The 20,913-nt window shown below is 77.6% G+C and carries 19 protein-coding genes; 6 read left to right on the forward strand and 13 right to left on the reverse strand.

Translation table 11 applies throughout. From position 1 onward, the window contains the following. Positions 1-77 precede the first annotated feature (77 nt). Positions 78-2,498: an adenylate/guanylate cyclase domain-containing protein gene (locus ACIQG9_RS00645; protein ID WP_400396715.1), complete on the forward strand. Its 2,421-nt coding sequence runs from the start codon at positions 78-80 to the stop codon at positions 2,496-2,498. A 156-nt stretch (positions 2,499-2,654) separates the two neighbouring features. On the opposite strand, the gene ACIQG9_RS00650 is transcribed toward ACIQG9_RS00645, so the two are convergent. Both ACIQG9_RS00650 and paaI read right to left on the reverse strand, forming a co-directional pair. Next, positions 2,655-3,242: a dienelactone hydrolase family protein gene (locus ACIQG9_RS00650; RefSeq protein ID WP_400396718.1), complete on the reverse strand. Its 588-nt coding sequence runs from the start codon at positions 3,240-3,242 to the stop codon at positions 2,655-2,657. 48 nt (positions 3,243-3,290) lie between these two features. Then, positions 3,291-3,719 (reverse strand): hydroxyphenylacetyl-CoA thioesterase PaaI, encoded by a 429-nt coding sequence (gene paaI, locus ACIQG9_RS00655; protein ID WP_400396720.1) that lies wholly within the window; start codon positions 3,717-3,719, stop codon positions 3,291-3,293. A gap of 379 nt (positions 3,720-4,098) precedes the next feature. On the opposite strand from paaI, the gene ACIQG9_RS00660 reads away from it, so the two are divergent. Beyond that, positions 4,099-4,572 carry a CrcB family protein gene (locus ACIQG9_RS00660; RefSeq protein ID WP_400396723.1) on the forward strand — a complete coding sequence of 158 codons (474 nt, stop codon included), beginning with the start codon at positions 4,099-4,101 and terminating at the stop codon, positions 4,570-4,572. Further along, positions 4,569-4,931: a fluoride efflux transporter CrcB gene (crcB, locus tag ACIQG9_RS00665; RefSeq protein ID WP_400396726.1), complete on the forward strand. Its 363-nt coding sequence runs from the start codon at positions 4,569-4,571 to the stop codon at positions 4,929-4,931. The genes ACIQG9_RS00660 and crcB overlap by 4 nt, the downstream gene beginning before the upstream one ends. A gap of 79 nt (positions 4,932-5,010) precedes the next feature. Here the strand turns inward: crcB and ACIQG9_RS00670 are convergent, their stop codons facing one another. Then, positions 5,011-8,133: an AfsR/SARP family transcriptional regulator gene (locus tag ACIQG9_RS00670; RefSeq protein WP_400396729.1), complete on the reverse strand. Its 3,123-nt coding sequence runs from the start codon at positions 8,131-8,133 to the stop codon at positions 5,011-5,013. 179 nt (positions 8,134-8,312) lie between these two features. Here ACIQG9_RS00670 and ACIQG9_RS00675 point away from each other — a divergent pair, with 179 nt between their 5' ends. The 3 genes from ACIQG9_RS00675 to ACIQG9_RS00685 are packed head-to-tail and all read left to right on the forward strand — an operon-like array spanning position 8,313 to position 10,055. After that, positions 8,313-9,023, forward strand: coding sequence for a hypothetical protein (locus tag ACIQG9_RS00675; protein WP_400396732.1), 711 nt, complete (start codon positions 8,313-8,315; stop codon positions 9,021-9,023). Further along, the gene (locus ACIQG9_RS00680) at positions 9,020-9,541 is read left to right on the forward strand and encodes a hypothetical protein (protein ID WP_400396735.1); all 522 of its coding nucleotides are present in this window, start codon (positions 9,020-9,022) and stop codon (positions 9,539-9,541) included. The genes ACIQG9_RS00675 and ACIQG9_RS00680 overlap by 4 nt, the downstream gene beginning before the upstream one ends. Continuing rightward, a complete protein-coding gene (locus ACIQG9_RS00685) occupies positions 9,519-10,055 on the forward strand; it encodes a hypothetical protein (RefSeq protein WP_400396738.1) in 537 nt (178 codons plus the stop codon). Before ACIQG9_RS00680 ends, ACIQG9_RS00685 begins: the two co-directional genes overlap by 23 nt. 95 nt (positions 10,056-10,150) lie before the next feature. Here ACIQG9_RS00685 and cobA read toward each other — a convergent pair whose 3' ends face one another. The 10 genes from cobA to ACIQG9_RS00735 are packed head-to-tail and all read right to left on the reverse strand — an operon-like array spanning position 10,151 to position 20,878. Then, entirely contained in the window at positions 10,151-11,851 is a 1,701-nt protein-coding gene (gene cobA / locus ACIQG9_RS00690) for a uroporphyrinogen-III C-methyltransferase (RefSeq protein ID WP_400396741.1), read from the reverse strand. Continuing rightward, entirely contained in the window at positions 11,848-12,441 is a 594-nt protein-coding gene (locus ACIQG9_RS00695; RefSeq protein WP_400396744.1) for a precorrin-8X methylmutase, read from the reverse strand. Before ACIQG9_RS00695 ends, cobA begins: the two co-directional genes overlap by 4 nt. Further along, on the reverse strand, positions 12,438-13,532 hold the full coding sequence (locus ACIQG9_RS00700; protein ID WP_400396747.1) for a HoxN/HupN/NixA family nickel/cobalt transporter: 1,095 nt from the start codon (positions 13,530-13,532) through the stop codon (positions 12,438-12,440). The genes ACIQG9_RS00695 and ACIQG9_RS00700 overlap by 4 nt, the downstream gene beginning before the upstream one ends. Then, positions 13,529-13,735 carry a DUF362 domain-containing protein gene (locus ACIQG9_RS00705; protein WP_400398745.1) on the reverse strand — a complete coding sequence of 69 codons (207 nt, stop codon included), beginning with the start codon at positions 13,733-13,735 and terminating at the stop codon, positions 13,529-13,531. The genes ACIQG9_RS00700 and ACIQG9_RS00705 overlap by 4 nt, the downstream gene beginning before the upstream one ends. A 17-nt stretch (positions 13,736-13,752) precedes the next feature. Next, a complete protein-coding gene (gene cobJ / locus ACIQG9_RS00710) occupies positions 13,753-15,471 on the reverse strand; it encodes a precorrin-3B C(17)-methyltransferase (RefSeq protein ID WP_400396750.1) in 1,719 nt (572 codons plus the stop codon). Next, the gene (cbiE, locus tag ACIQG9_RS00715) at positions 15,468-16,832 is read right to left on the reverse strand and encodes a precorrin-6y C5,15-methyltransferase (decarboxylating) subunit CbiE (protein ID WP_400396752.1); all 1,365 of its coding nucleotides are present in this window, start codon (positions 16,830-16,832) and stop codon (positions 15,468-15,470) included. The genes cobJ and cbiE overlap by 4 nt, the downstream gene beginning before the upstream one ends. Continuing rightward, the gene (locus ACIQG9_RS00720; protein WP_400396755.1) at positions 16,820-17,971 is read right to left on the reverse strand and encodes a cobalt-precorrin-5B (C(1))-methyltransferase; all 1,152 of its coding nucleotides are present in this window, start codon (positions 17,969-17,971) and stop codon (positions 16,820-16,822) included. Before ACIQG9_RS00720 ends, cbiE begins: the two co-directional genes overlap by 13 nt. Further along, positions 17,968-18,795 (reverse strand): precorrin-4 C(11)-methyltransferase, encoded by an 828-nt coding sequence (gene cobM, locus ACIQG9_RS00725; protein ID WP_400396758.1) that lies wholly within the window; start codon positions 18,793-18,795, stop codon positions 17,968-17,970. The genes ACIQG9_RS00720 and cobM overlap by 4 nt, the downstream gene beginning before the upstream one ends. Next, entirely contained in the window at positions 18,792-19,544 is a 753-nt protein-coding gene (gene cobI, locus ACIQG9_RS00730) for a precorrin-2 C(20)-methyltransferase (RefSeq protein ID WP_400396761.1), read from the reverse strand. Before cobI ends, cobM begins: the two co-directional genes overlap by 4 nt. Further along, positions 19,541-20,878, reverse strand: coding sequence for a cobyrinate a,c-diamide synthase (locus ACIQG9_RS00735; protein WP_400398746.1), 1,338 nt, complete (start codon positions 20,876-20,878; stop codon positions 19,541-19,543). The genes cobI and ACIQG9_RS00735 overlap by 4 nt, the downstream gene beginning before the upstream one ends. Positions 20,879-20,913 lie beyond the last annotated feature (35 nt).

Below are 20,913 nucleotides of genomic sequence, written 5' to 3' on the forward strand. Positions count from 1 at the left end.
GGCAGATCCCCCGTCAGCCCGGTGGTGACAGTCTCCGGAGGTCGTCAGGCACCACTGCAGGCGGAAGGGTGGGTGGGATGCCACTGTCCACGGTCGGTACCGGTCGGGAAGACGTCACCACGACGCCCTGGCCGGTGCCCGAGGAACGGCGCACGGTGACCGTGCTCTTCGCCGACATCGTCGGCTCGACCGGGCTGACCGAACGGCTCGACCCGGAGGACGTCCGGGCGGTGCAGCGCGCCTACTTCGACACCGTCGCCGGGGTGCTGCACCGCTGGCAGGGCGCGGTGGAGAAGTACGTCGGCGACGCGGTGATGGCGCTGTTCGGGGCGCGTACCTCCGACGGGCTCGACGCGTACCGGGCGGTCCGGGCCGGGCTGGAGATCCAGGCCGCGCTGGACCGGCGGGCGTTGCCGGGTGGCGTCGCGCTGCGGGTCCGGGTCGGCGTCGCCACCGGCGAGGCGGTGGTCGACCTGGCCGCCGCCCGCGACGGCGGTCACGGCATGGCCAGCGGAGCGGTACTCACCACCGCCGCCCGCATCCAGGAGTACGCCCCGCCCGGCGGCGTGGTCGTCTGCTCCGCCACCCACCGGGCCACCGCCGGCCTGGTCGACCAGCACGCCCTCGCCCCGGCCTCGCTCACCGGCAAGGCGCTGCCGGTCGACGTGTGGCGGGTCACCGGGGCGACCCGGCCGCGGCCGGCCCGGCACCACGGTCCGCTGGTCGGCCGGCGTCGGGAGACGGCCACCGCGCGGGAGCAGCTCACCCGGGCGGCCCGCGAGCACCGTCCACGGTGGGTGGCCCTGGTCGGCCCGGACGGCATCGGCCGCAGCCGGCTGCTGCACGAACTGCGCCACGGCCTGCCGGACGTCGACGGGACACCGGTGCGCTGGGCGGTGGCACACTGCCCGCCGTACCCGGAGGCGGCCCTCGGTCCGGTGGCCGAACTGCTGCGTGACCTGGCGGGGCTACCCGTCGACGGCCCGGCGACGGCCGTCCGGCCCCGACTGACCGCCCTGGTCGACGGCCTGGTCCCGGCGGGCCGGACGGCGGCGACGGTGGACGCGCTGGCCGCGCTGCTGGCCGCCCCGGCCCGCACGACGGCCGGCACGGTGGCGGCCGGCGAAGTGATGGCCGACGGGGCAGCGGCCGGCGCGATGGCCGCCGGGGCGGTGGCGGTACGCCAGGTGCTGCTGGGCATGGCCGGCCGCCAGCCGGTGGTGGTGGCGGTGGACGACCTGGACCGGGCGGCACCGGAGTTGAGCCGCTTCCTGCACACCCTGTTCGCCGCCGCGACCGCCCGAGGGCTGCCGCTCGCGGTGCTCGCCACCCACCGGCCACACCGCGCCGACCCGCTGCCCCTGCCGTCCGACCGGCAGCACCGGGTGGAGTTGGCACCGCTGGCGGCCGTCGACGCCGGTCGGCTGCTGCGCCGGCTGCTCTCCCGCGCCGGCCACCCGGCCGCGCTGGCCACCCGGCTGGTCCCGCTGGTCGCCGGCCGTCCCGGCTACGCCGTCGCCTACGTCGACGCGCTGGACCAGGCCACCGGTCCGGCGACGACCACCGCGCCCGGCGCACCGGCGCACCCGGTGACCGGCCGACCGGGCGAGAATCACCCGGTCAGCGGCCGGGGCGAGGGACACCCGGTCAGCGGCCGGCCGGGCGAACCGGCGCTGCCCGAGTCGGTACGACGCAGCGCCGCCGCCCGACTGGACCGGTTCGACGGCACGCACCGTGCGGTGCTGATGGCCGCCGCGACGCTCGACGCCGAGTTCACCGGGCAGGCCGTCGACGAACTGCTCGGCTGGCCGCCCGGCCGGGCGACCGCCGCGCTGCGCCGGCTCGCCACCGAGGGGCTGCTGCGGTCCGGCCGGCGCGGCGGGTACGTCATCGCCGACCCGGCCCTGCGGCGCTGCGCGTACGACCGGTTGCCCCGAGCGGTGCGGGCCGAGTTCGCCCGCCGGGCCAACCCACCCCGGCCGACGCCGAACACCGCCCCGCGCCGACACCCGCCACGCCAACACCTCCCACGACCGGCACGGCCGCAGCAGTCGCCCGCAACGACCACCGCCCACCCGACGACCGTCGCCGCCGATCGGTGCCTGCCAGGATCCTGGAGGGAAACGGCCCCTGGCGGGGCCATCCGCCACCAAGATCTCAGCAGTCCCGAAGGCGTCACCGGGATCTCCGAGCTGACCCGTACCCGGGTGCTGGCCAGGGGGCCAGGTGGGGGTTACCGGGGGGCGGGGTCGGCCGGCGGGGCGGACCGGGACCGGGCCGACGCCGGGCCGGGCGGTCGGCACCGGTGGGTGGCGACCGGACACGGTCCACCATCCGTCGACGCCGGACCCCACCACGCGGGATCCGCCGTCGTGGTGCCGCTGCTACCCCGCCGGGCCGGCGTACGACCCGGTCACGAGGCGGCGGACGACGGCCGACGACGACGCGGCGAAGGGATGCCACGCCCCGCCGTGCCGTTACGGACCCGGGCGGCCTGACCCACCAACAGCCGGGCCGACGAGCGGCCAGCCGGCAGCAGGGGGCGACAGGCCCGCCCAACCGGCGACCCGGTCAACGGGCCAGCCCGCCCCACCAACAGCCGGTTCTGCGAACCAGCCCGCCCGACCGGCGACCCGATCCACGAACCAGGCCGCTCAGCCGGCGGCCGGGTCGGCGGGCAGGTCGCGCAGGAACGTCAAGGACCGTTCCCAGGTCAGCGCGGCGGCGGCCGGGTCGTGGTCGGCCACGTCGGGGTCGGTGAAGAGGTGACCCGGCCCCGGATAGCGGAACACCTCCAACCGCGCCCCGGCCGCCGTCATCGCCGCCTGCCACTGGTCGACCTCGTCCGGTGGCTCGTACTCGTCGGGGTCGGCGAGGTGTAGCTGGACCGGCAGGCCCGGACGCACCGCCGCCGGGTCGCCGCCGGTGCCGTGCAGCAGGAGCAGCCCGGCGGCGGCGGGCCGCTCGCCGAGCAGCGCGCCGGCCACCCCGGCCCCCATCGACCAGCCGGCGAGCACCGTGGTCGGCGGCAGCGGGTCGAGGGCCACCCGGGCCCGGCGCAGCACCTCGTCCCGGCCGACCTTGTCGAGCAGGACGAAACCCGCCTCGACGGTGTCGGCCGGCGGCTCGCCGTACAGGTCGGGAACGACGACCCGGTGCCCGGCGGCGCGGAGCCGGGCGGCGGCGGCCGCCACGGCGGGCCGGAGCCCGTACACGGAGTGCAGCAGCGCGATGTGTGCCATCGGCCCATCGTGCGCCCGACTCCCGACGGCGCGGCGGCGGCGCGCGGGTCAGTCGACGGTCGGCCGCTCGACGGTACGGCTGCGCCCCCGGAACTCGGCGACCACCTCGTCGTCGCGCCGGACGGAGACGTCGTAGATGCCGCTGCGGCCGTAACGGGTGCGCTCGGTGGCGTACGCGGTCAGCACGTCCCCCTCCCGGACCGGGCGGAGGAAGCTGATCTCGCCGCCGGCCGCCACGGTCGCCGGGCCGTGACTGTTGCAGGCCAGCGCGAAGGCGGTGTCGGCGAGCAGGAAGACGAACCCGCCGTGCCCGATCCGGTGGCCGTTGAGCATCACGGCGGTCACCCGCATCCGGGCCACCGCCGCGCCGTCCCCGGCGCGGACCAGCTCGATGCCCAGCCCCCGGGACGCCACGTCGACGTCGAACATCTCGTGGGCCGCGGTCCGGCCCGGCGGGCTCCCGCCGTTCTCCGCCATCTCAGCCGGCCCGCCGCTGGTCGACGATCCGCCGCGTCCGGCCCATCGACCCGGGATGGGCGGCGACGGCGGCGACAGCGGCGCGGTGGTGCGGCACGGGTTCCTCCTGGCGGTCGGTGCGCGACGACCGGAACCCACGCCGGCCGCCGGGGGAGACCGTACGCCGCCGCGTCCCGGCCCACCACGCGGACGTCCGGGCCAGTGATCTTCCCGGGCCGGGCAGCGGATCGTCGTGCCGGGTGCGGCACGGTCCGCCGCCGGCCGGACTATGCTCGCGGACGTGTCGGCGGTGGGCCCGCCGTCCCGGCCCGACCGGGAGAACCGCGCCGGACGCGCCACCGGTCCCTGCCAGTGGTCCAGTTACTGGTAGGAGGGATGCGTGTCCGGACAGCAGCCCCGCCGCGTCGACCCCGACGTCGACCTGCACGTCCCCGCCGACCGGGGTGAGCTGGCCGGGCACCCGGTCACGGTGCTCGGCGCGATCGCCGCCGGCGGGGTGCTCGGGGCGCTCGCCCGGGCCGCGGTCCAGGCCGCCGTGCCGCACTCCCCGACCGGTTTCCCGTGGTCGACGTTCGCCGTGAACGTCGCCGGCTGCCTGCTGATCGGGGTGCTGATGGCGGTGATCGGCCGCCGCCGGGTCGCCCCGCTGGTCCGTCCGTTCCTCGGTGTCGGCGTGCTCGGCGGCTTCACCACCTTCTCCGCGTACGTGGTGGACGTGCACCGGGCGCTGGCCGCCGGGGCCGCCGGGACCGCGCTCGGCTACCTGGCCGCCACCCTGGTCGGCGGGCTGCTGGCGGTCGCCGCCGGTGACGCCGTGGCCGCCCGGCTGCTGGACCGGGAGGGCGCCCGGTGACCGTCCTGCTGATCGCGCTCGGCGCGGCGCTCGGCGCACCGCTGCGCTACCTCACCGACCGGGCCGTGCAGGCCCGGCACCACTCGCGCTTCCCGTGGGGGACGCTGACCGTCAACGTCACCGGCTCGCTGCTGCTGGGCGCGCTGGTCGGGGTGCCCGCCGGGCCGGCGGTGACCGCGCTGGTCGGCACCGGGTTCTGCGGCGCGCTGACCACGTGGTCCACCTTCGGCTACGAGACGGTGCGGCTGGTCCGCGACGGCGCGCGGCGGGCCGCCCTGGCCAACGCCGTGGTCAGTGTCGTCGCCGGGCTGGGCGCGGCGGCGCTCGGCTTCGCCGTGGCCCGGACGCTGGCCGGCTGACCCCCGCGCCGGCCAGGGTGCCGGCAGACCCGGGGCGATCGGGCCGGACCACCCCCGGGGCGGTGCCGGGGCAGCGCCGCTACCGGTGCGGTGCGGGCGGCGTGTGGTCCGGCAACGCGTACCCGGTCTCCCGGGCCAGCAGCGCCGCCCGGTCGGCCAGCCGGACCGCTTCGGCCGGGTCGCCGCCGCGCTCGGCGGCCCTGGCGAGGGTGCGCGACACCCGGATCTCGATCGGCCGGTAGCCGGCCCGCCCGGCCAGCGTCAACGCCGCCCGGCCGTGCTCCCCGGCGGCCACCGGGTCACCGGCGGCCAGCCGGGCCGCGGCGAGCCCGGCCAACCCGGTGGCCTCGCCCCAGCGGAACCCGGTACGCCGGGCCAGGTCCACCGCCCGGCCGTGCTGCTCGGCGGCCTCGTCGGGGCGGCCCAGCGCCAGCAGCACCCGCCCCAGCGCGTCCACCGCCCACGCCTCGGTGCCCTCGTCGCCGAGTTCCCGGGTCAGCGCCACCGCCCGCTCGGCGTCCGGCCGGGCCGGCTCCGCCCGGCCCGTCCCGCACCAGAGCACCGCCCGGCCGGCCAGGGCGGTCGCCTCGCCGTAGCGGTAGCCGAGGTCCCGGTTGGCGGTCAACGCCCGGGCGTACAGCTCCTCGGCGCCGGGGTGGTCGCCCCGGTCCCGGCGTACGCTCGCCAGGTCGACCAGGAGCACCGCCACGTTGTAGTGCGCCCCCGCCCGCTCGCCCCGTTCCAGCGCCGCCCGGAAGTGCGCGTCCGCCTCCGCCAGCGCGCCGAGCTGCCAGTGCGAGAACCCGAGGTTCGCCAGGGACATCGCCTCCCCGCCGTCGTTGCCCGACCGGCGGTTGAGCTCCAGCGAGAGCCGGGCGCAGGTGAGCGCCGCCTGCGGGTCACCGAGCCGCTGGTGCACCGCGCTGAGGTTGTTGAGGATCCCGGTCCGCCCGTCCGGCCAGCGGTCCGCCTCGGTGCACCGCAGCCCGTCGAGGAGGTGCCGGCGGGCCTCCTCGTACCGCCCGCTGTTGACCTGCACCAGCGCGATGCTCTGGTGCATCGCGGCCTGGGCCCGGGCGTCCCCCTCGGCCCGGGCCGCGGCCAGCGCGACCGTCGCCGCGGCCAGCCACTCCTCCCGCCGGCCCCGCTGGTGGAAGTACGCCCGCAGCGCGTCGGTGAGGTGCCAGGCGTAGCGGCGGGGACCCAGCCGGGCGGCCTGCTCCACCACCGCGGTGAGGTTCGCCGACTCCGCGTCCAGCCAGGCCAGGGCCGCGTCGGTGTCGGGGAAGGGGTCGGTGGCCACCGGACGGGGCAGCCGCACGAAGTGCGGGATGACCCGCCGGCCCGCGACGTCGGCGGTGTCCAGGTAGTGGTCGAACAGCCGTTGCCGGGCCTCCTCCCGGCCCGCCTCGTCCTCCTCCCCGGTGACCCGGTCCACCGCGTACCGGCGCAGCAGGTCGTGGAAGCGGTACCGGTCCCCGGCGTGCCGTTCCAGCAGGTGCGCCGCGGCCAGCGCCCGGAGCAGACGGTGGGCGGTGGCCGCCGGCACGCCCGCGACCGCGCCCGCCGGCCCGGCGGTGACGCTCTGCCCGGGTACCAGCCCGAGCCGGCGGAACAGCCGTCGCTGCGGCACCGGCAACGCCCGGTACGACAGGGCGAACGCCTTCGTCACCGCGCCCTCCTCGGCGCCGTCGACGGTGAGCCCGGCCAGCGGGTCCCCGGCGGCGAGTTCCCGGACCAGGCCGGCGATCTCCGGCTCCCCGGCCGCCTGGATGTTGGCCGCGGCGATGCGCAGCGCCAGCGGCAGGTGACCGCAGAGCCGGGCCAGTTCGGCCGCCGCCGTCGGCTCGGCCCGCACGGCCGCCTCACCCAGCAGGGTCGCCAGCAGGCGCACCGACTCCACCGGGGTGAGCACGTCCAGCGGGAGCGTCCGGGCGCCGGCCCGGACCACCAGCTCGCCGAGGCGGTGCCGGCTGGTGACCACCACGGTGCCCGAGGACGGGATCAGCGGCAGCACCTGGCCGGCGTCGCGGGCGTTGTCCAGCACCAGCAGGACGTCCTGGCCGGCCAGCAGGGAGCGGAACAGCGCCGCCCGGCCGTCCGGTTCGTCCGGCATGGCCCGGCAGTCGACTCCAAGCGCGGTCAGTAGCTGGGCGAGCGCGGCGCCCGGCGGCACCGGCTCCCGGTCGGGGTCGAAGCCGCGCAGGTCGAGATGGAGCTGCCCGTCCGGGAACGCCGCACGGACCCGGTGCGCCCAGTGCACCGCCAGGGCGGTCTTGCCGACCCCGGCGGTGCCGCTGACCACCCAGATTCGGGTGCCGGTGGCGGGTTCGGCCAACCCGGCGTCGAGCCGGGCCAGCTCGGCGTCCCGGCCGGCGAAGCCGGGGATGCCGTGCGGCAGCGCGGCCGGGCGGGCCGGCACGGTGACCGCCTCCCCGCCCGGGTCGACCTCGTCGGCGGGCCGGTCCAGGGCCGGGTCGGCGCGCAGGATGCCCTCCTCCAGCCGGCGCAGCGCCGGGGCCGGATCGAGGCCGAGCTCGTCGGCGAGGCGGTCGCGTACCTGCCGGTAGGTGGCCAGCGCCCGGTCGGCGCGGCCCTCCCGGTGCAGGGCGAGCATGAGCTGGCCGACGAGTCGCTGGCGGTCGGGGTGCCGGGCCACCGGGTCGGCCAGCTCGCCGGCCACCTGCCGGGACCGCCCCTGGCGCAGCAGCACGTCGGCCCGGTCCTCCACCGCCGCCCAGCGGGCCTCGCGCAGCCCCGCGCAGAGCCGGTGCCGCACCTGCTCGTCGGCCACGTCGGCGAGCGGCTCCCCCCGCCACAGGGCCAACGCCTGGTCGAACAGGTCCACGGCGGTGTCGTCGCCGGCCGCGCGGGCCTGCGCGGTCAGCGCGGTGAACCGGTGCGCGTCGACCGCCAGCGGGTCGACCCGCAGCAGGTAGCCGGGGTCCTGGCCGACCAGCTCCACCGGCAGGCCGGCCCGGCGCAACGCGGCGCGCAGCCGGGAGACCAGCGCCTGCACGGTGCCCCGGGCGCTGCGCGGGGGCGTCTGCCCCCAGACCAGGTCGATCAGCCGGTCCACCGGCACCACCCGGTCGGGCTCCAGCAGCAGCACCGCGAGGACGAGCCGGGGCTGGCGCCCACCCAGGTCCACCCGGACGCCCTGCGCCCACGCCTCGACCGCGCCCAGCACCCGGAACTCCATCGACCGACCTCCCCCGTCCCGGAGTATGCCGGTCGGTGGTGGACGGTCTGCAAGCCGGTTGCAAGGTGCCTGCATGCCGAGCTGTGGATCATCGTGCCGTCCGCACCGGTGGTCCTTCTGCCGCCGGTGGGACGCGCGGCCGGCACGGCCGCGCCCACCTCGGACTGGGGGAACGACGAGTGGAGAAACTCAGACGGCCCGGCGTACGCCGGCTGGGCCTGGCGGCGGCGGGCGCGGTCGCGGTGACCGCGCTCGTGGCGGCCGTGGGGGTCGGTCGGGCCGACTCCGGCGTGCGGTACGACTCGCGCCCCGAGGCGCTGGCCTTCGGCAAGGAGGTCTACCACTTCGACACCGTCGGGCAGATGACCGCCACGTCGCACCTGGTGGTCCTCGGCACGGTCAGCTCGGCGGTGCCCGGCCGGCTCGGCAGCGTCGACGAGGACCCGGCGGCGGTGGGCGGGGACATCCGGCTGCGCGCGGTGACCATCGACGTGAGCGACGTGCTGCACAACCCGAAGAATCTGATCATCCCGGCGAGGATCACCCTGGAGGAGGAGGGCTGGGACGAGGAGGGCCGCGGCTACGTCTCCAACAACGTGGCGTGGAGCGAGGTGGGCGACACCGGCTACTTCTTCCTGCGGCGCAGCGGCGGCGTCAGCGACCCGTACACCTACCAGCTCGCCAGCTCGGACGGGCGGGCGCTGGTGGTCGACGGCGCGTTGCGGCCCAGCAACGCCGACAACGACCTCGCCACGTCGATCACCACGATGGGGCCCACCTTCCTGAACAACACGGTCGTCGCGGCGAGCGGGCAGGTCGCCGCGGGCACGCTGACCGAGTCGATGCCGACCGCGGAGCTGCCGCAGCCGCCGGAGGGGGACGGGGAATGAAGCGTACGACGATGGTCCTGGGTGCCACGCTGACCGCCGTGGTGGCGTTCGCGCCACCGGCCGTGGCCGGGCACGGCGGCAAGGCCAACAGCGGCAAGCCGGACAACAAGGAACAGGCGGTGGAGTCGAACTCGTTGACCGCGAACGGCAAGGCGGCCGTCTCGTACGGCCGGGCGCAGCTCGACCGGTCGCAGATCACCACGTCGACCGGGGACTCGGACATCCACGTCTACGACAAGTCGTACTCCAGCTCCTGGTACGGGCAGACGAGCTGCACCGACACCAACTGGTGGAACGGCCTGTGCGACCACTACGACGTCAAGTTCAACACCCGGACGATGAGCGGGAAGTCCACCGGCTACTGGCAGAGCCTCGGCTGCCACGAACTGGGGCACACCGGCTCGCTGGGGCACCGGTCGCACGGCAGCGACTCCAACGACAACTCGTGCATGCGCAGCGACATCTGGCCGAAGAACCTCGACACCCACGACATCGATGCGATCAACGACAACGTCTGAGCGCCGGCTGCTGTTCGCCGGTGGGGCGGTCGCGGCGGTGGCCGCCGTCGCCCTGGGCGGCTGGTGGGCGTCCCGGCCGGACCTGCCGGCGGACTGGGCGGGCCGGGACCGGTTCTGCGCCGAGGCGCAGACCTTCGCGCTGACCAACCAGGCCGGGCTCACCGGTGAGCAGCGGGTCGCGGCGATGGCCGCGCTGATCCGCACCGCACCACGTGAGCTGACCCCGGACCTGGAGCGGCTCGCCGGCTCGCTGGCGGACTCCGCCGAGCCCACCGGCGCGCACGAGCACGGTACGACCGCACCGGGCGCGGCCGGAGCGGGTCCCGGCGGCGGCCCGGCCGCCGTCGAGCACGACCCGGCCGGGCACGCCCACGGGCCGGGCCCGGACGAGCACTCCGGCGCGGTGGACAAGGGCGCGCCGGAACCACCCGAGGCGGTACGGGCGAGCGGTCGTCGGGCGGGTGAGTTCATCGAACGCACCTGCGGGGTCAATCTGCCCAACGTCCGCACCTGACCGTCGGGCACCGCGGGTGGGTCGTCGCACCTCGACCCACCCGCGTCGGGGGCGGCCGGCCCGGACTACGGAAACCGGGCCGGCCGGCCCGTCGGTCAGCCGCGCAGCCCGACCACCGCTCCCACCACGAACAGCGCCGGCGGGCGGACCTCCTCCCGGACGGTCAGCGCCCCCACCTCGTCCAGCCGGGTGGGCAGCGCCCGCTGCCGCGGGTGCCCGGCGTCCTGTACCACCAGCACCGGGGTGTCCGGGGCCCGGCCGTGCCCGATCAGCGCCTTGGCGATCCGGTCGACGGTGTCCACCGCCATCAGCAGCACCAGGGTGCCCCGGGCGTGCCCCAGCGCCGCCCAGTCCACCAGGGAGTCCGGGTGGTCCGGCGGCAGGTGCCCGGAGACGATCGTGACGTCGTGCGCCACCCCCCGGTGGGTGACCGGGACGCCGGCCAGGGCGGGACCGGCGACGGCGCTGCTCACCCCGGGCACCAGGACCGTCTCGATCCCGGCGGCGGCGCAGGCCAGCACCTCCTCGTGGCCCCGACCGAAGAGGTACGGGTCGCCGCCCTTGAGCCGGACCACCCGCCGGCCGGCGCGGGCGTGGCCGACCAGGGCCTCGTTGATGGTGTCCTGTCCGACGGACGGGCCCCTCGGCACCTTGCCGGCGTCGACCACCAGCACCTCGGGACGCAGGCCGGCGAGCAGTCCGCGCGGGGCGAGCCGGTCGGCCACCACCACGTCCGCCGCGTCGAGCAGCGCCCGGCCCCGTACCGTGATCAGGTCGTCGGGGCCCGGTCCGCCACCGACGACGGCCACCTGCCCCGGCCCCAGCTCGACCCCCCGGCCATCGGGCCCACGACGGCCGTGCCCGTGCCCGCCGTGCCCCTGATGCCCGTGCCCGTGTCCGTGCCCGCCGTGCCCCTGATGGTCGTGGCCGTGGTGGTCGTGCCCGTCGACCGGGTCGTCGGGGTGGTCGTGCGGGGTCTGCGGCCGACCCACCTTGTCGGCGAAGCCCGGCAGCGACACCCGGTACGCGCAGGTGTCGCAGTTCATCCGGATGTCCCCGCGCAGCGCCTCGGCGTGCCGCTCCAGGACCAGGTCGGCCAGCGCGTCGCAGTCGCCGATCGGGTCGGCCACCCGGACGTCCAGCTCCGGGTGGGCGGCGGCGTACGCCCGCGCCTGGGCGACGATCCGGTCCGGCAGCACCCCGGCGAACAGGAAGTACGGGGCGACCACGATCCGCCGGCCGCCGAGCCGGCGCAGCCGCTCCAGCACCGCCGGCACGGACGGCTCGGCGAGGGAGACGAACCCCGGTTCGACCCCGGCGTAGCCGCGCCCCTCCCAGAGCAGCCGGGCCACCTTGGCCACCTCGGCGTTGCCGTCCGGGTCGGTGGAGCCCCGGCCGATCAGCGCCACCCAGGTGCCGGCCCGGTCGGCGCCGGCCAACGCGGTGTCGATCCGCTCCGCCAGGGCGGTGTGCAGCAGCGGGTGGGGGCCGAGCGGACGGCCGTACCGGTAGCTCAGGCCGGGATGCCGGTGCTGTTCGCGGGCCAGCGCGGCGGGGATGTCGCCCTTGCCGTGGCCGGCGGCGGTGAGCACCAGCGGCAACGCGACCAGCGCCCGGTGGCCGCGGCCGACCAGCGTGGCCACCGCGTCGGTCAGCGGCGGGCGGGACAGTTCGATGAAGCCGCCCTCGACCTCGCCGACGGCGTTCCGGCGGCGGACCCGGTCGACGAGCCCGGCGAACTGGTCGACCCCGGCCGCGCTGCGCGTACCGTGCCCGACGATGACCAGCGCGGTCATGTTTCCTCCTGGTAGAGCAGGGCGTTGAGGGCGGCGGCGGCGACCGCCGAGCCACCCTTCTCGCCGACGTTGGAGACGGCCGGCAGGCCGCTGGCCCGCAGCGCCGCCTTGGACTCGGCGGCGCCGACGAAGCCGACCGGCAGGCCGACCACCAGGGCCGGCGCCGCGTCCAGGGTGAGCAGTTCGCGCAGCGCGGTCGGCGCGCAGCCGACCACCCAGACCGCGCCCGGCCCGACCCGGTCCAGGGCGATCCGGACGGCCGCCGCCGAGCGGGTCAGCCCGCTGCGGCGGGCCAGGTCGCCGGCGACCGGTTCGGCGACCGGGCAGACGATCTCCCGTCCCGCGCGGGTGATCCCGGCGGCCACCATCCACACGTCGGTGACGATCGGCGCGCCGGTCCGCAGCGCGGCCAGCCCGCCGGCCAGCGCGGCCTCGTCGCAGACCAGGTCGGTGACGTAGTCGAGGTCGGCGCTGGCGTGCACCACCCGCTCGACGACCGCGCGGGTCAGGGCCGGCAGGTGCGCCAGGTCGGCCCGGTCCCGCAGGATGCGGTACGACTCCCGCTCGATCGGGTGGACGACCCGGGTCACCGCCCGCCCCCGGCGGCGGGCGCGCCCGACCCGTACCGGCGGTCGTGGCCGCGCAGCTTCCACAGCGCCATCGCACCCACCCAGGCCAGCACGAACAGCGCCACCACCAGGTAGCCGAGCTGTTCGAAGTGGTCGGCGAGGGCGGCGTACCCGGACAGCGCGGTCAGACCCAGGTGCGAGACCAGCAGGTCGGCCAGGTAGACGCTGGCGACCAGGCCGCCGACCAGCACGGTCATCGCGGTGGTGGCCAGGTTGTACCAGAGCCGCCGGGCCGGCTGCCGGTACGCCCACGAGTAGGCGCGGGCCATCAGCAGGCTGTCCGCGGTGTCCATCGCGGACATCCCGGCGGCGAACAGCAGCGGCAGGGTGAGCAGGGCGAGCACCGGCAGCCCACCGACGGCGGCGGTGCTGGCCGACAGCGACAGCAGGGTCACCTCGCTGGCGGTCTCCAGGCCGAGGCCGAAGAGGAAACCGACCGGGGCCATGTGCCACGACGAGCGGACCAGCGAGCGGGCCCGGGACCCGAGGATGCGCTGCACCAGCCCCCGGTTGAGCAGCAGCAGGTCCAGTTCGGCCTCGTCCAGCGTACCGGCCCGCAGGCCCCGCCAGAGCTTGGCCAGCCCCACCAGCACGGCCGCGTTGAGCGCCGCCACCAGGGCCAGGAACGCGGTGGCGGTGACCACCGCGACGGTGGCCCCGACCTCCCGCGCCCCGGCCAGCTCGGGTCCGGTCAGCCGGGCCGAGGCGAGCCCGACCACCAGGGCGAGCAGCAGCACCACCGCGCTGTGGCCGAGGGCGAAGAAGAAGCCGACGCCGACCGCGCGCCGACCGCGCAGCAGCATCAGCCGGGTGGTGTCGTCGATGGCGGCGATGTGGTCGGCGTCGAAGGCGTGCCGCACCCCGAGCAGGTACGCCAGGGTGCCCGCTCCGGCCAGCCCGCCGGCCGCCGCCGGTCGGCCGTTCCAGTACAGGTAGAGGCTCCAGCCGGCGACGTGCAGGGCGGCGACGGCGAGTACGACGCCGCCGAGGCGGAACCGCTCGGCGCGGCTCCACCGGCCCACCGGTGGGGCGTCGGTCGGGGTGGTGGTCATCGTTCTCCTCGGGGTTCGGCGGTGGTACGGATGGCGTCCACCGGGCAGATCTCCAGGCATTCCAGGCAGCCGGTGCAGCGGTCGGCGCGGACGGTCAACCCGCCGGGGACAGGCCGGATCGCGTGGCTGGGGCAGGTCCGCAGGCAGGCGCCGCAGCCCTGACAGGCGTCGATCACCACCGGCGCGACGACGTCGACGTCCACCGGCCCGGCGCAGGGGTTCACCGACGCCACCGGTAGCCCCGGGGGGTGACCATCCGGCCGCCGACCATCCGGGTCCGCGAGCTGCCGACCACCACCAGGCCGTACATGTCGACCACGGTCGGGTCGACGGTGGCCAGGGTGGCCAGGTGCACCCACTCGTCGGGCCGGCTGGCGTTGCGCACCACGCCGACCGGGGTGTCCGGCGGCCGGTGCGCGGCGAAGGTCCCCAGGGCCGCGCCGAGCTGCCAGTCGCGGGCCCGGCTGCGCGGGTTGTAGAGCAGCGCCACCAGGTCCGCCTCGGCGGCGGCGGCGACCCGCCGGGCGATCACCCCCCACGGGGTGTGCAGGTCGGACAGGCTCAGGTAGACGTGGTCGTGCCCGAGCGGCGCGCCGAGCAGGGCGGACGCGGCCAGCCCGGCGGTCACCCCGGGCACCCCGACCACGTCGATCCGCTCGTCGGCGTACTCCAGGGCGGGGCTGGCCATCGCGTACACCCCGGCGTCGCCGGAACCGACCAGCGCGACGGCGTACCCGGCGGTGGCCTCGGCGACGGCGGCGCGGGCCCGCTCCTCCTCCGCGCCGAGCCCGCTGACCAGCAGCCGGGTGCCCGGCCGGAGCACGTCGCGGACCTGGTCGACGTACTGGTCGAGGCCGACGACCACGGCGGCCCGGCGCAGCTCGGCGACCGCGCGCGGGGTGCGCAGGTCGGCCGCGCCGGGACCCAGGCCGACGACGGCCAGCCGGCCGCGCGGGGCGTGCCGGGCGACCGCGACGGTGGCCATCGCCGACGCGGTCTTCGGCACCAGCAGGGTCCCGCCACCGCGCAGCGCGGCGGCCTCCGCCACGCTGGGCGTGCCGACGGCGGCGCGGACCACCTCGCTGGGGTGCGGCACGTCGACCGCCGCCAGCTCCGCCGCCGGCCAGGTCGCCAGGGGTACGCCGAGCGCGTCGGCGGTCGCCCGGATGCCCGCCTCGTCGGCCTTGACGTCGACGCTGGCCAGGCAGCGCAGGCTGGCCGGGCTCAGGCCGGCGTCGGCGAGCGCCCGGCGCAGCAGCGCGGCGACCTCGGCGGCGGGCACCCCCCGGCTGGACCCGACGCCGGCGACCAGGGACGGCGGCCGGAGCACCGCGGTCCGGTCGTCCGAGGCGACGATCCGGTCGGTGACCAGCAGCCGGTACCCGTCGTCCGGCTCCCGACCGGCACCGGCCGGCGGTCCGGGGTGGACGTTCGGGGGCAGCGCGGGCAGCGGCCAGACCGCGTCGGCGACCAGCCGGACCGGCTCGCCGTCGAGGATCGCCCGGGACACCGCCGCCACCGCCCCCTCCACCGGCCAGCCGAGGGTGTCCAGCCCGGGCAGGCCGGCGGCGTCGGTGGCGGTGGTGACCACCGGCCGGGCGTCGAGCAGCGCGGCCACCTCGACGGCGAGCCGGTTCGCGCCCCCGGCGTGGCCACCGAGCAGGGCGACGGCGTGCCGGGCGGCCTCGTCGACCACCACCACCGCCGGGTCGGTGCGCTTGTCACCGAGCAGCGGGGCGAGGATCCGGACCACCGCCCCGGTGGCCAGGAACGCCACCACCGCGTCGCACTCCGCCCAGGCGGTACGCAGCGCGTCGGCGACGCCGCCGGCCTCGACGAGCCGGGCGTGCGGCCAGGCGGCGGCGAGGACATGGGCATGCCGCCGACCGGCGGCGGTGGCCGCGACGAGTCCGACGCGGTGCGGTGCGGGGCTGGTCACGGGCGCTCCCCGGTGAGGACGACCACCGGGTTGGTGGCCGCGAGTCGGATGGAACCGCCGGGCAGGTCGGCGAGGCGGGCGGCGGCGAGCTGGCTGCCCGCCACCCGGTAGCCGGCGTCGCGCAGCAGGTGGACGGCCGGGGCGACCCGGTCCAGGGCGGCCAGGGTGACCACCACCCGCTCGGGGTGGCGGCCGGCCACGGCGGCGAGCACGTCCGTCCCGCCGCCGCCGACGAAGACGGCGTCCGGGTCGGGCAGCCCGCGCAGCGCGGCCGGCGCGACGCCGGTCACCACCCGGACGTCGACCCGGTGCCGGGCGGCGTTGCCGGCGATCGGGGCCGCCGGGTCCCGGTCCACCGCGATCACGGCCGCGCCGAGCAGCGCGCACTCGATGCCCACCGAGCCGCTGCCCGCGCCGACGTCCCAGACCAGGCGACCGAGCCGGGGCCGGAGCCGGGCGACGGCGAGGGCGCGCACCTCCGCCTTGGTGATCATCGAGTCCCGGTGCCGGTACGCGGACTCGGGCAGCGCCCAGCCGGTCGCGGGCGCGGCGGCCGGCTGGTTGTCGGCCCGTACCGGACCGACCTCGCCGGGGCGGCCCGGCAGTCCGGCACCGGGGCCGGCGGGGGCGGCCGGTGCCCCGGGCGCGGTGCCGACGGCCGGGGGGAGGCTGAGCACCACGTGCGGGTCGTCCCACCGGCGGGCGGCGGCCCCTTCCGGGGTGGTCCAGGTGACCCGTTCGGTGGCGGTGCCGAGGTGCTCGGCGACCACCAGGCGGCGGGACCAGCCGGCCAGCCCGGCGCCGATCTCGGCGGCTCCGGCGCCCGGCGCGGTGAGCACGGCGACGGTGGGCAGCGCCCGGCAGGCGTTCAGCGCGGGGCGCAGGTCCCGCCCGTGCGCGGTGACCACGGCCGCGCCGTCCCAGTCCACCCCGGCGCGGGCGAACGCGGCGGCCACGCTGGACACCGCCGGCAGCACCCGCACCGGCAGCCCCGCCGCCCGCAGCCGCCGTACGACGCCGAAGAGCCCGGGGTCGCCGCTGGCCAGCACGACGGCCGGGGCACCGGCGCGGTGCGCGGCGGCGAGCCGGTCCAGCGCCGGGGCGAGCGGGCCGAGCACGACGGTCTCCGCACCGTCCGGCACCGGCGCGGCGGCCAGGTGCCGGGCCGCCCCGACGACCAGCCGGGCCGCGGCGAGGGCGGCCCGCGCCTCGGCCGGCTCCGGCCGGCCGGCCGCGTCCACCCCCACCACGGTCACCACCGCCGCGTCCGCCCGCCGGCCCGGTGCGCAGGCCGGCGCTCCGGATGGACCCGGCGGGTGGCCGGCCGGGCCGGGCTGCCCCGGGCCGGTCACGCCGGCCACCGCCCCGAGGAGGCGACCAGCCGGGACCCGGCGAAGTCCACCATGGCCACGTCGACGGTGGGCACCGGCCCGGCGAAGCGGCGCAGCACCCGGCGGACCCGGCCGCAGAGCAGGTCACCGGCCGGGCCGAGCAGCCCGGCGGCCTCCCACAGCTCGTACGCGTGCCGTCCGGTGTTCGCCGCCGTCACCGCCGCGACCAGGTCGGCGTCCCCGCCGGCCTCGGCGGTGACCGTGCCGAGCAGCGACAGGTCCACCCGGGACCGGGTGTAGTGGGTCATCAGGATCCCGGCGGCGAGCTTGGCCAGCTTGCCGGCCATCCCGACGAACACCACCCCGGTCATCCCGTCGCCGACGGCGGCGGTGACCGCCGCGCCGGTGAAGTCGCCGACCTCGACGAAACACACCTCGGGCAGCTCCGGCAGCAGCTCCCGGGCGGCCCGCTCGGTACGCCCGCCGGTGCACAGCACCACGGTCCGCTCCCCCTGGGCGGCCATCACGTGCACCGCCTGCACCACGCTGGCCCGCCAGGAGGCGGTGGAGAACGGCCGGACGATGCCGGTGGTGCCGAGGATGGAGATGCCGCCGAGGATGCCGAGCCGCCGGTTGGTGGTCCGGCGGGCCATCACCTCGCCGCCCGGCACGCTGATCACCACCCGGACGCCCACCTCGGTCAGGTCGACCACCTCGGCGACGGCCTGGCCGATCATCCGCCGGGGGGTGTCGTTGATGGCCGGGCCGCCGACGGCGAGGCCGAGCCCGGGTCGGGTGACGGTGCCGACGCCGGGGCCGCCGGCGAGGTCGAGGCCGGGCCGGGTACGCCAGCCGACGGTGGCGGTGAGGTGCGCGCCGTGGGTGACGTCCGGGTCGTCCCCGGCGTCCTTGACCACGACCGCCGCCACCTGCGGCTCGGGCAGCGGGGTGAGGTCGCAACGCTCGACCGGGAAGGTCACCCGTTGCCCGGCGGGCAGCCCGATCTCCACCGCCCGCTGGGGCACACCGGTGACCAGGGCGGTCACCGCCGCCTTCGCCGCCGCCGTCGCGCAGGCGCCGGTGGTCCAGCCGGTACGCAGCGCGACCGGCCGGACCTTCGCGGTCCGTGGCAGGTCCGGCTCACGCAACGGCGGCTCGGCGTACGTCACCTCGGCCCGTCCCCCGGTGTGGCACGGGACCGGCGCAGTTCGGCGCGGGCGGTCGGCTCGGCCCGGCGGAAGGTGTGGAAGTGCCCGGGGTGGTAGAGATGCGAGCGGGTGCCGGCGGCGGCCAGCGCCGGGCCGACCAGGAACAGGGTGTGCTTCCACAACCTGTGCTCCTTGACGGTGGCCGCCAGGTCGCCGAGGGCGCAGCGCACCACCAGCTCGTCGGGCCAGGTCGCCTGGTAGGCCACCACGACGGGGGTGTCCGCCGGGTAGCCGCCGGCGAGCAGTTCCGCCTGCGCCTGCCCGGAGCGGGCGGCGGAGAGGAACAGCGCCATGGTGGTGCCGTGCCGGGCGAAGTCGCGGACCCGCTCCCCCGCCGGCATCGGCGTCCGGCCGCCCTCCAGGCGGGTGAGGATCACCGACTGGGCCACCTCGGGGACGGTCAGTTCCCGGCCGACGATGGCGGCCACGGCGGTGAACGAGGAGACTCCGGGGACGATCTCCACGGCCAGGTCGAGGGCCCGGCACAGGTCGAGCTGTTCCTGCACGGCACCCCAGAGCGCCGGGTCGCCGGAGTGGATCCGGGCCACGGTGAGCCCGTCGGCGGCGGCCCGCCGGTACAGCGGCAGCACGCCCTCGATGGGCAGCCGTGACGAGTCGACGATCTCGGCGTCGGGCCGGGCGTGGGCCAGCACGTCGGCGTGGACCAGGCTGGCCGCCCAGACCACCACGTCGGCCGCGCCGATCACCCGGGCGGCCCGCAGGGTCAGCAGGTCGGCGGCGCCGGGCCCGGCCCCCACGAACCAGACCTTTCCGGTGGTGGTCACAGTTTTCCTCCCCGGCGGTCCCGGCGGGCCGGGACCAGCAGCGTCGACAGATACGGCGGGTCGTCGGCGGCGGCCCCGACCGGCCCGATCCGCTCGTCGGGCAGGCCGAGGCCCCGACCGAGCACGGCGTCGGCCAGCCGGTCCTGCCGGCGCAGTTCGTCGACCAGTTCCCGGTGGCGACGCCAGCCCTTGTAGACCACGACGGTGCCGGGGCCGGCCAGGGCGTCGGCGACCAGCGCCAGGCCGGCGGTGGCCGGCAGCAGGGTCAGCGGTTCCCGCCCCTCGCAGAGCGGGACGCCGCTGCGGGCGGCCAGCTCCTGCATCGCGGTGACGCCGGGGACCGTGCGCACCCGCACCGCCGGCCGCAGCGCCCGCACGCCGTGGGCGAGGTAGCCGAAGGTGGAGTAGACGTTCGGGTCGCCGATGGTGGCGAAGGCGATCGACCGGGCACCCCGGTCGACGGCGTCGACCACGGCCCGGGCGGCGGCGTCCCAGGCCCGCTCCCGCCGGGCGGTCACCCCGCCCCGGTCGTCCAGGGCGAACGGCAGCCGGCGCAGCCGGTCCGCCGGCACGTGCGCGCGTACCGTGGTCTCGGCCCGGCCGGCCGGCGCCGACGGGTCCGCGGCCAGCCGGTCCAGCACCGGTACGACCACCAGGTCGGCTTCCCGCAGCACCCGGACCGCCTTGAGGGTGAGCAGTTCCGGGTCCCCTGGTCCGACCCCGACCCCGGTCAACGTGGTGGCGGTCACCGGCTCGCCGCCTCGACCAGGCGACGGGCGGCCAGCGGCTGACCGGCCCAGTGGGTGTGCAGGTAGGAGGCGTGCACCCGGTCGGTGACGAAGCCGTGGGCGGTGCCGTCCCAGCGCCAGGCGGGCCGGTCGCCGTGCCCGGGGTCGGTGCCGGTGCGGTGGAACTCGTGGCCGCGTACCGGGTCGCCGGCGGCGTGGACCGGCGAGTCGGTGACGGCGACCGCGTCGCGGTAGCCGAGGGTCAGCCGGTCGGTCATCCGGGCGGTGTGGTCGAGCCGCCCGCACATCGGCACCCCGTCGAGTGCCCGGCCGAGGTAGAGCAGCCCGGCGCACTCGGCGACCACCGGCCCGTCGAAGCCGGCCAGTTCGTCGCGGAGCGCGGCGTTGGCGCCCAACGCCTCGACGTGCACCTCGGGGAAGCCGCCGCCGATCAGCACGGCGCGGGCACCGGCGGGCAGTGCGGGATCGCGCAGCGGGTCGAACGGGGCCACGGTCGCGCCGGCCGCCGCGAGCAGTTCGGCCGTCTCGGCGTACGAGAAGGTGAAGGCGGCCCCGGCGGCGACCGCGACGACCGGGTTGCCCCCGCCGGCCGGGCCGCCGACGGCGGCGGCCGGGTCCCAGGCTCCAACGGTCAGCGGCGGCGCGCTGCGGGCCAGGTCGAGCACGGCGGCCAGGTCGACGGTGGACTCGACGAGCCCGGCGAGGGCGTCGACCACCGCCAGCGACTCCGGTGCGCGTTCGGCGACCGGCACCAGCCCCAGGTGGCGCGCCGGCGCGGCCACCTCGACGGCCCGGGTGACCGCCCCGAGCACCGGTACGCCCACCTCGGCGAGCGCGGCGCGGAGCAGGCTCTCGTGCCGGGGCGAGCCGACCCGGTTCAGGATCACCCCGCCGATCCGTACCGCCGGGTCGAAGGCGCGCATGCCGAGCACCAGCGCGGCGGCCGAGCGGCCCTGGGCGGTGGTGTCGAGGACCAGCAGCACGGGTGCGCCGATCAGCCGGGCGACGTGCGCGGTGGAGGCGTAGCCGGCCCGGCCGACCGCCCCGTCGTGCAGCCCCATCACCCCCTCCACCACGGCGACGTCGGCCGGGGTGGGGACGCTCGCGCCGTGCCGCAGCAGCGGGGCGATCAGGTCCTCGCCGACCAGCCAGGGGTCGAGGTTGCGGCCGGGCCGGCCGGCGGCGAGCGCGTGGTAGCCGGGGTCGATGTAGTCGGGGCCGACCTTGTGCGGGCTGACGGTCAGGCCCCGGCGGCGCAGCGCGGCGAGCAGCCCGGTGGCCACGGTGGTCTTGCCGTGCCCGCTGGCCGGGGCGGCGACCACCAGCCGGGGCAGCGCCCAGGGCCCGACCGGTACGGCCGGCGGTCGCT

Origin of the sequence: Micromonospora sp. NPDC092111 (genome assembly GCF_044755745.1) — a bacterium.
In the GTDB taxonomy this organism is placed as follows: domain Bacteria; phylum Actinomycetota; class Actinomycetes; order Mycobacteriales; family Micromonosporaceae; genus Micromonospora.

Coding starts and splice junctions, on each gene's coding strand:
- ACIQG9_RS00645 (WP_400396715.1), top strand. CDS start 78: ATGCCACTGTCCACGGTCGGTACCGGTCGGGAAGACGTCACCACGACG.
- ACIQG9_RS00650 (WP_400396718.1), bottom strand. CDS start 3,242: ATGGCACACATCGCGCTGCTGCACTCCGTGTACGGGCTCCGGCCCGCC.
- paaI (WP_400396720.1), bottom strand. CDS start 3,719: ATGGCGGAGAACGGCGGGAGCCCGCCGGGCCGGACCGCGGCCCACGAG.
- ACIQG9_RS00670 (WP_400396729.1), bottom strand. CDS start 8,133: ATGGAGTTCCGGGTGCTGGGCGCGGTCGAGGCGTGGGCGCAGGGCGTC.
- ACIQG9_RS00680 (WP_400396735.1), top strand. CDS start 9,020: ATGAAGCGTACGACGATGGTCCTGGGTGCCACGCTGACCGCCGTGGTG.
- ACIQG9_RS00685 (WP_400396738.1), top strand. CDS start 9,519: ATGCGATCAACGACAACGTCTGAGCGCCGGCTGCTGTTCGCCGGTGGG.
- cobA (WP_400396741.1), bottom strand. CDS start 11,851: ATGACCGCGCTGGTCATCGTCGGGCACGGTACGCGCAGCGCGGCCGGG.
- ACIQG9_RS00700 (WP_400396747.1), bottom strand. CDS start 13,532: ATGACCACCACCCCGACCGACGCCCCACCGGTGGGCCGGTGGAGCCGC.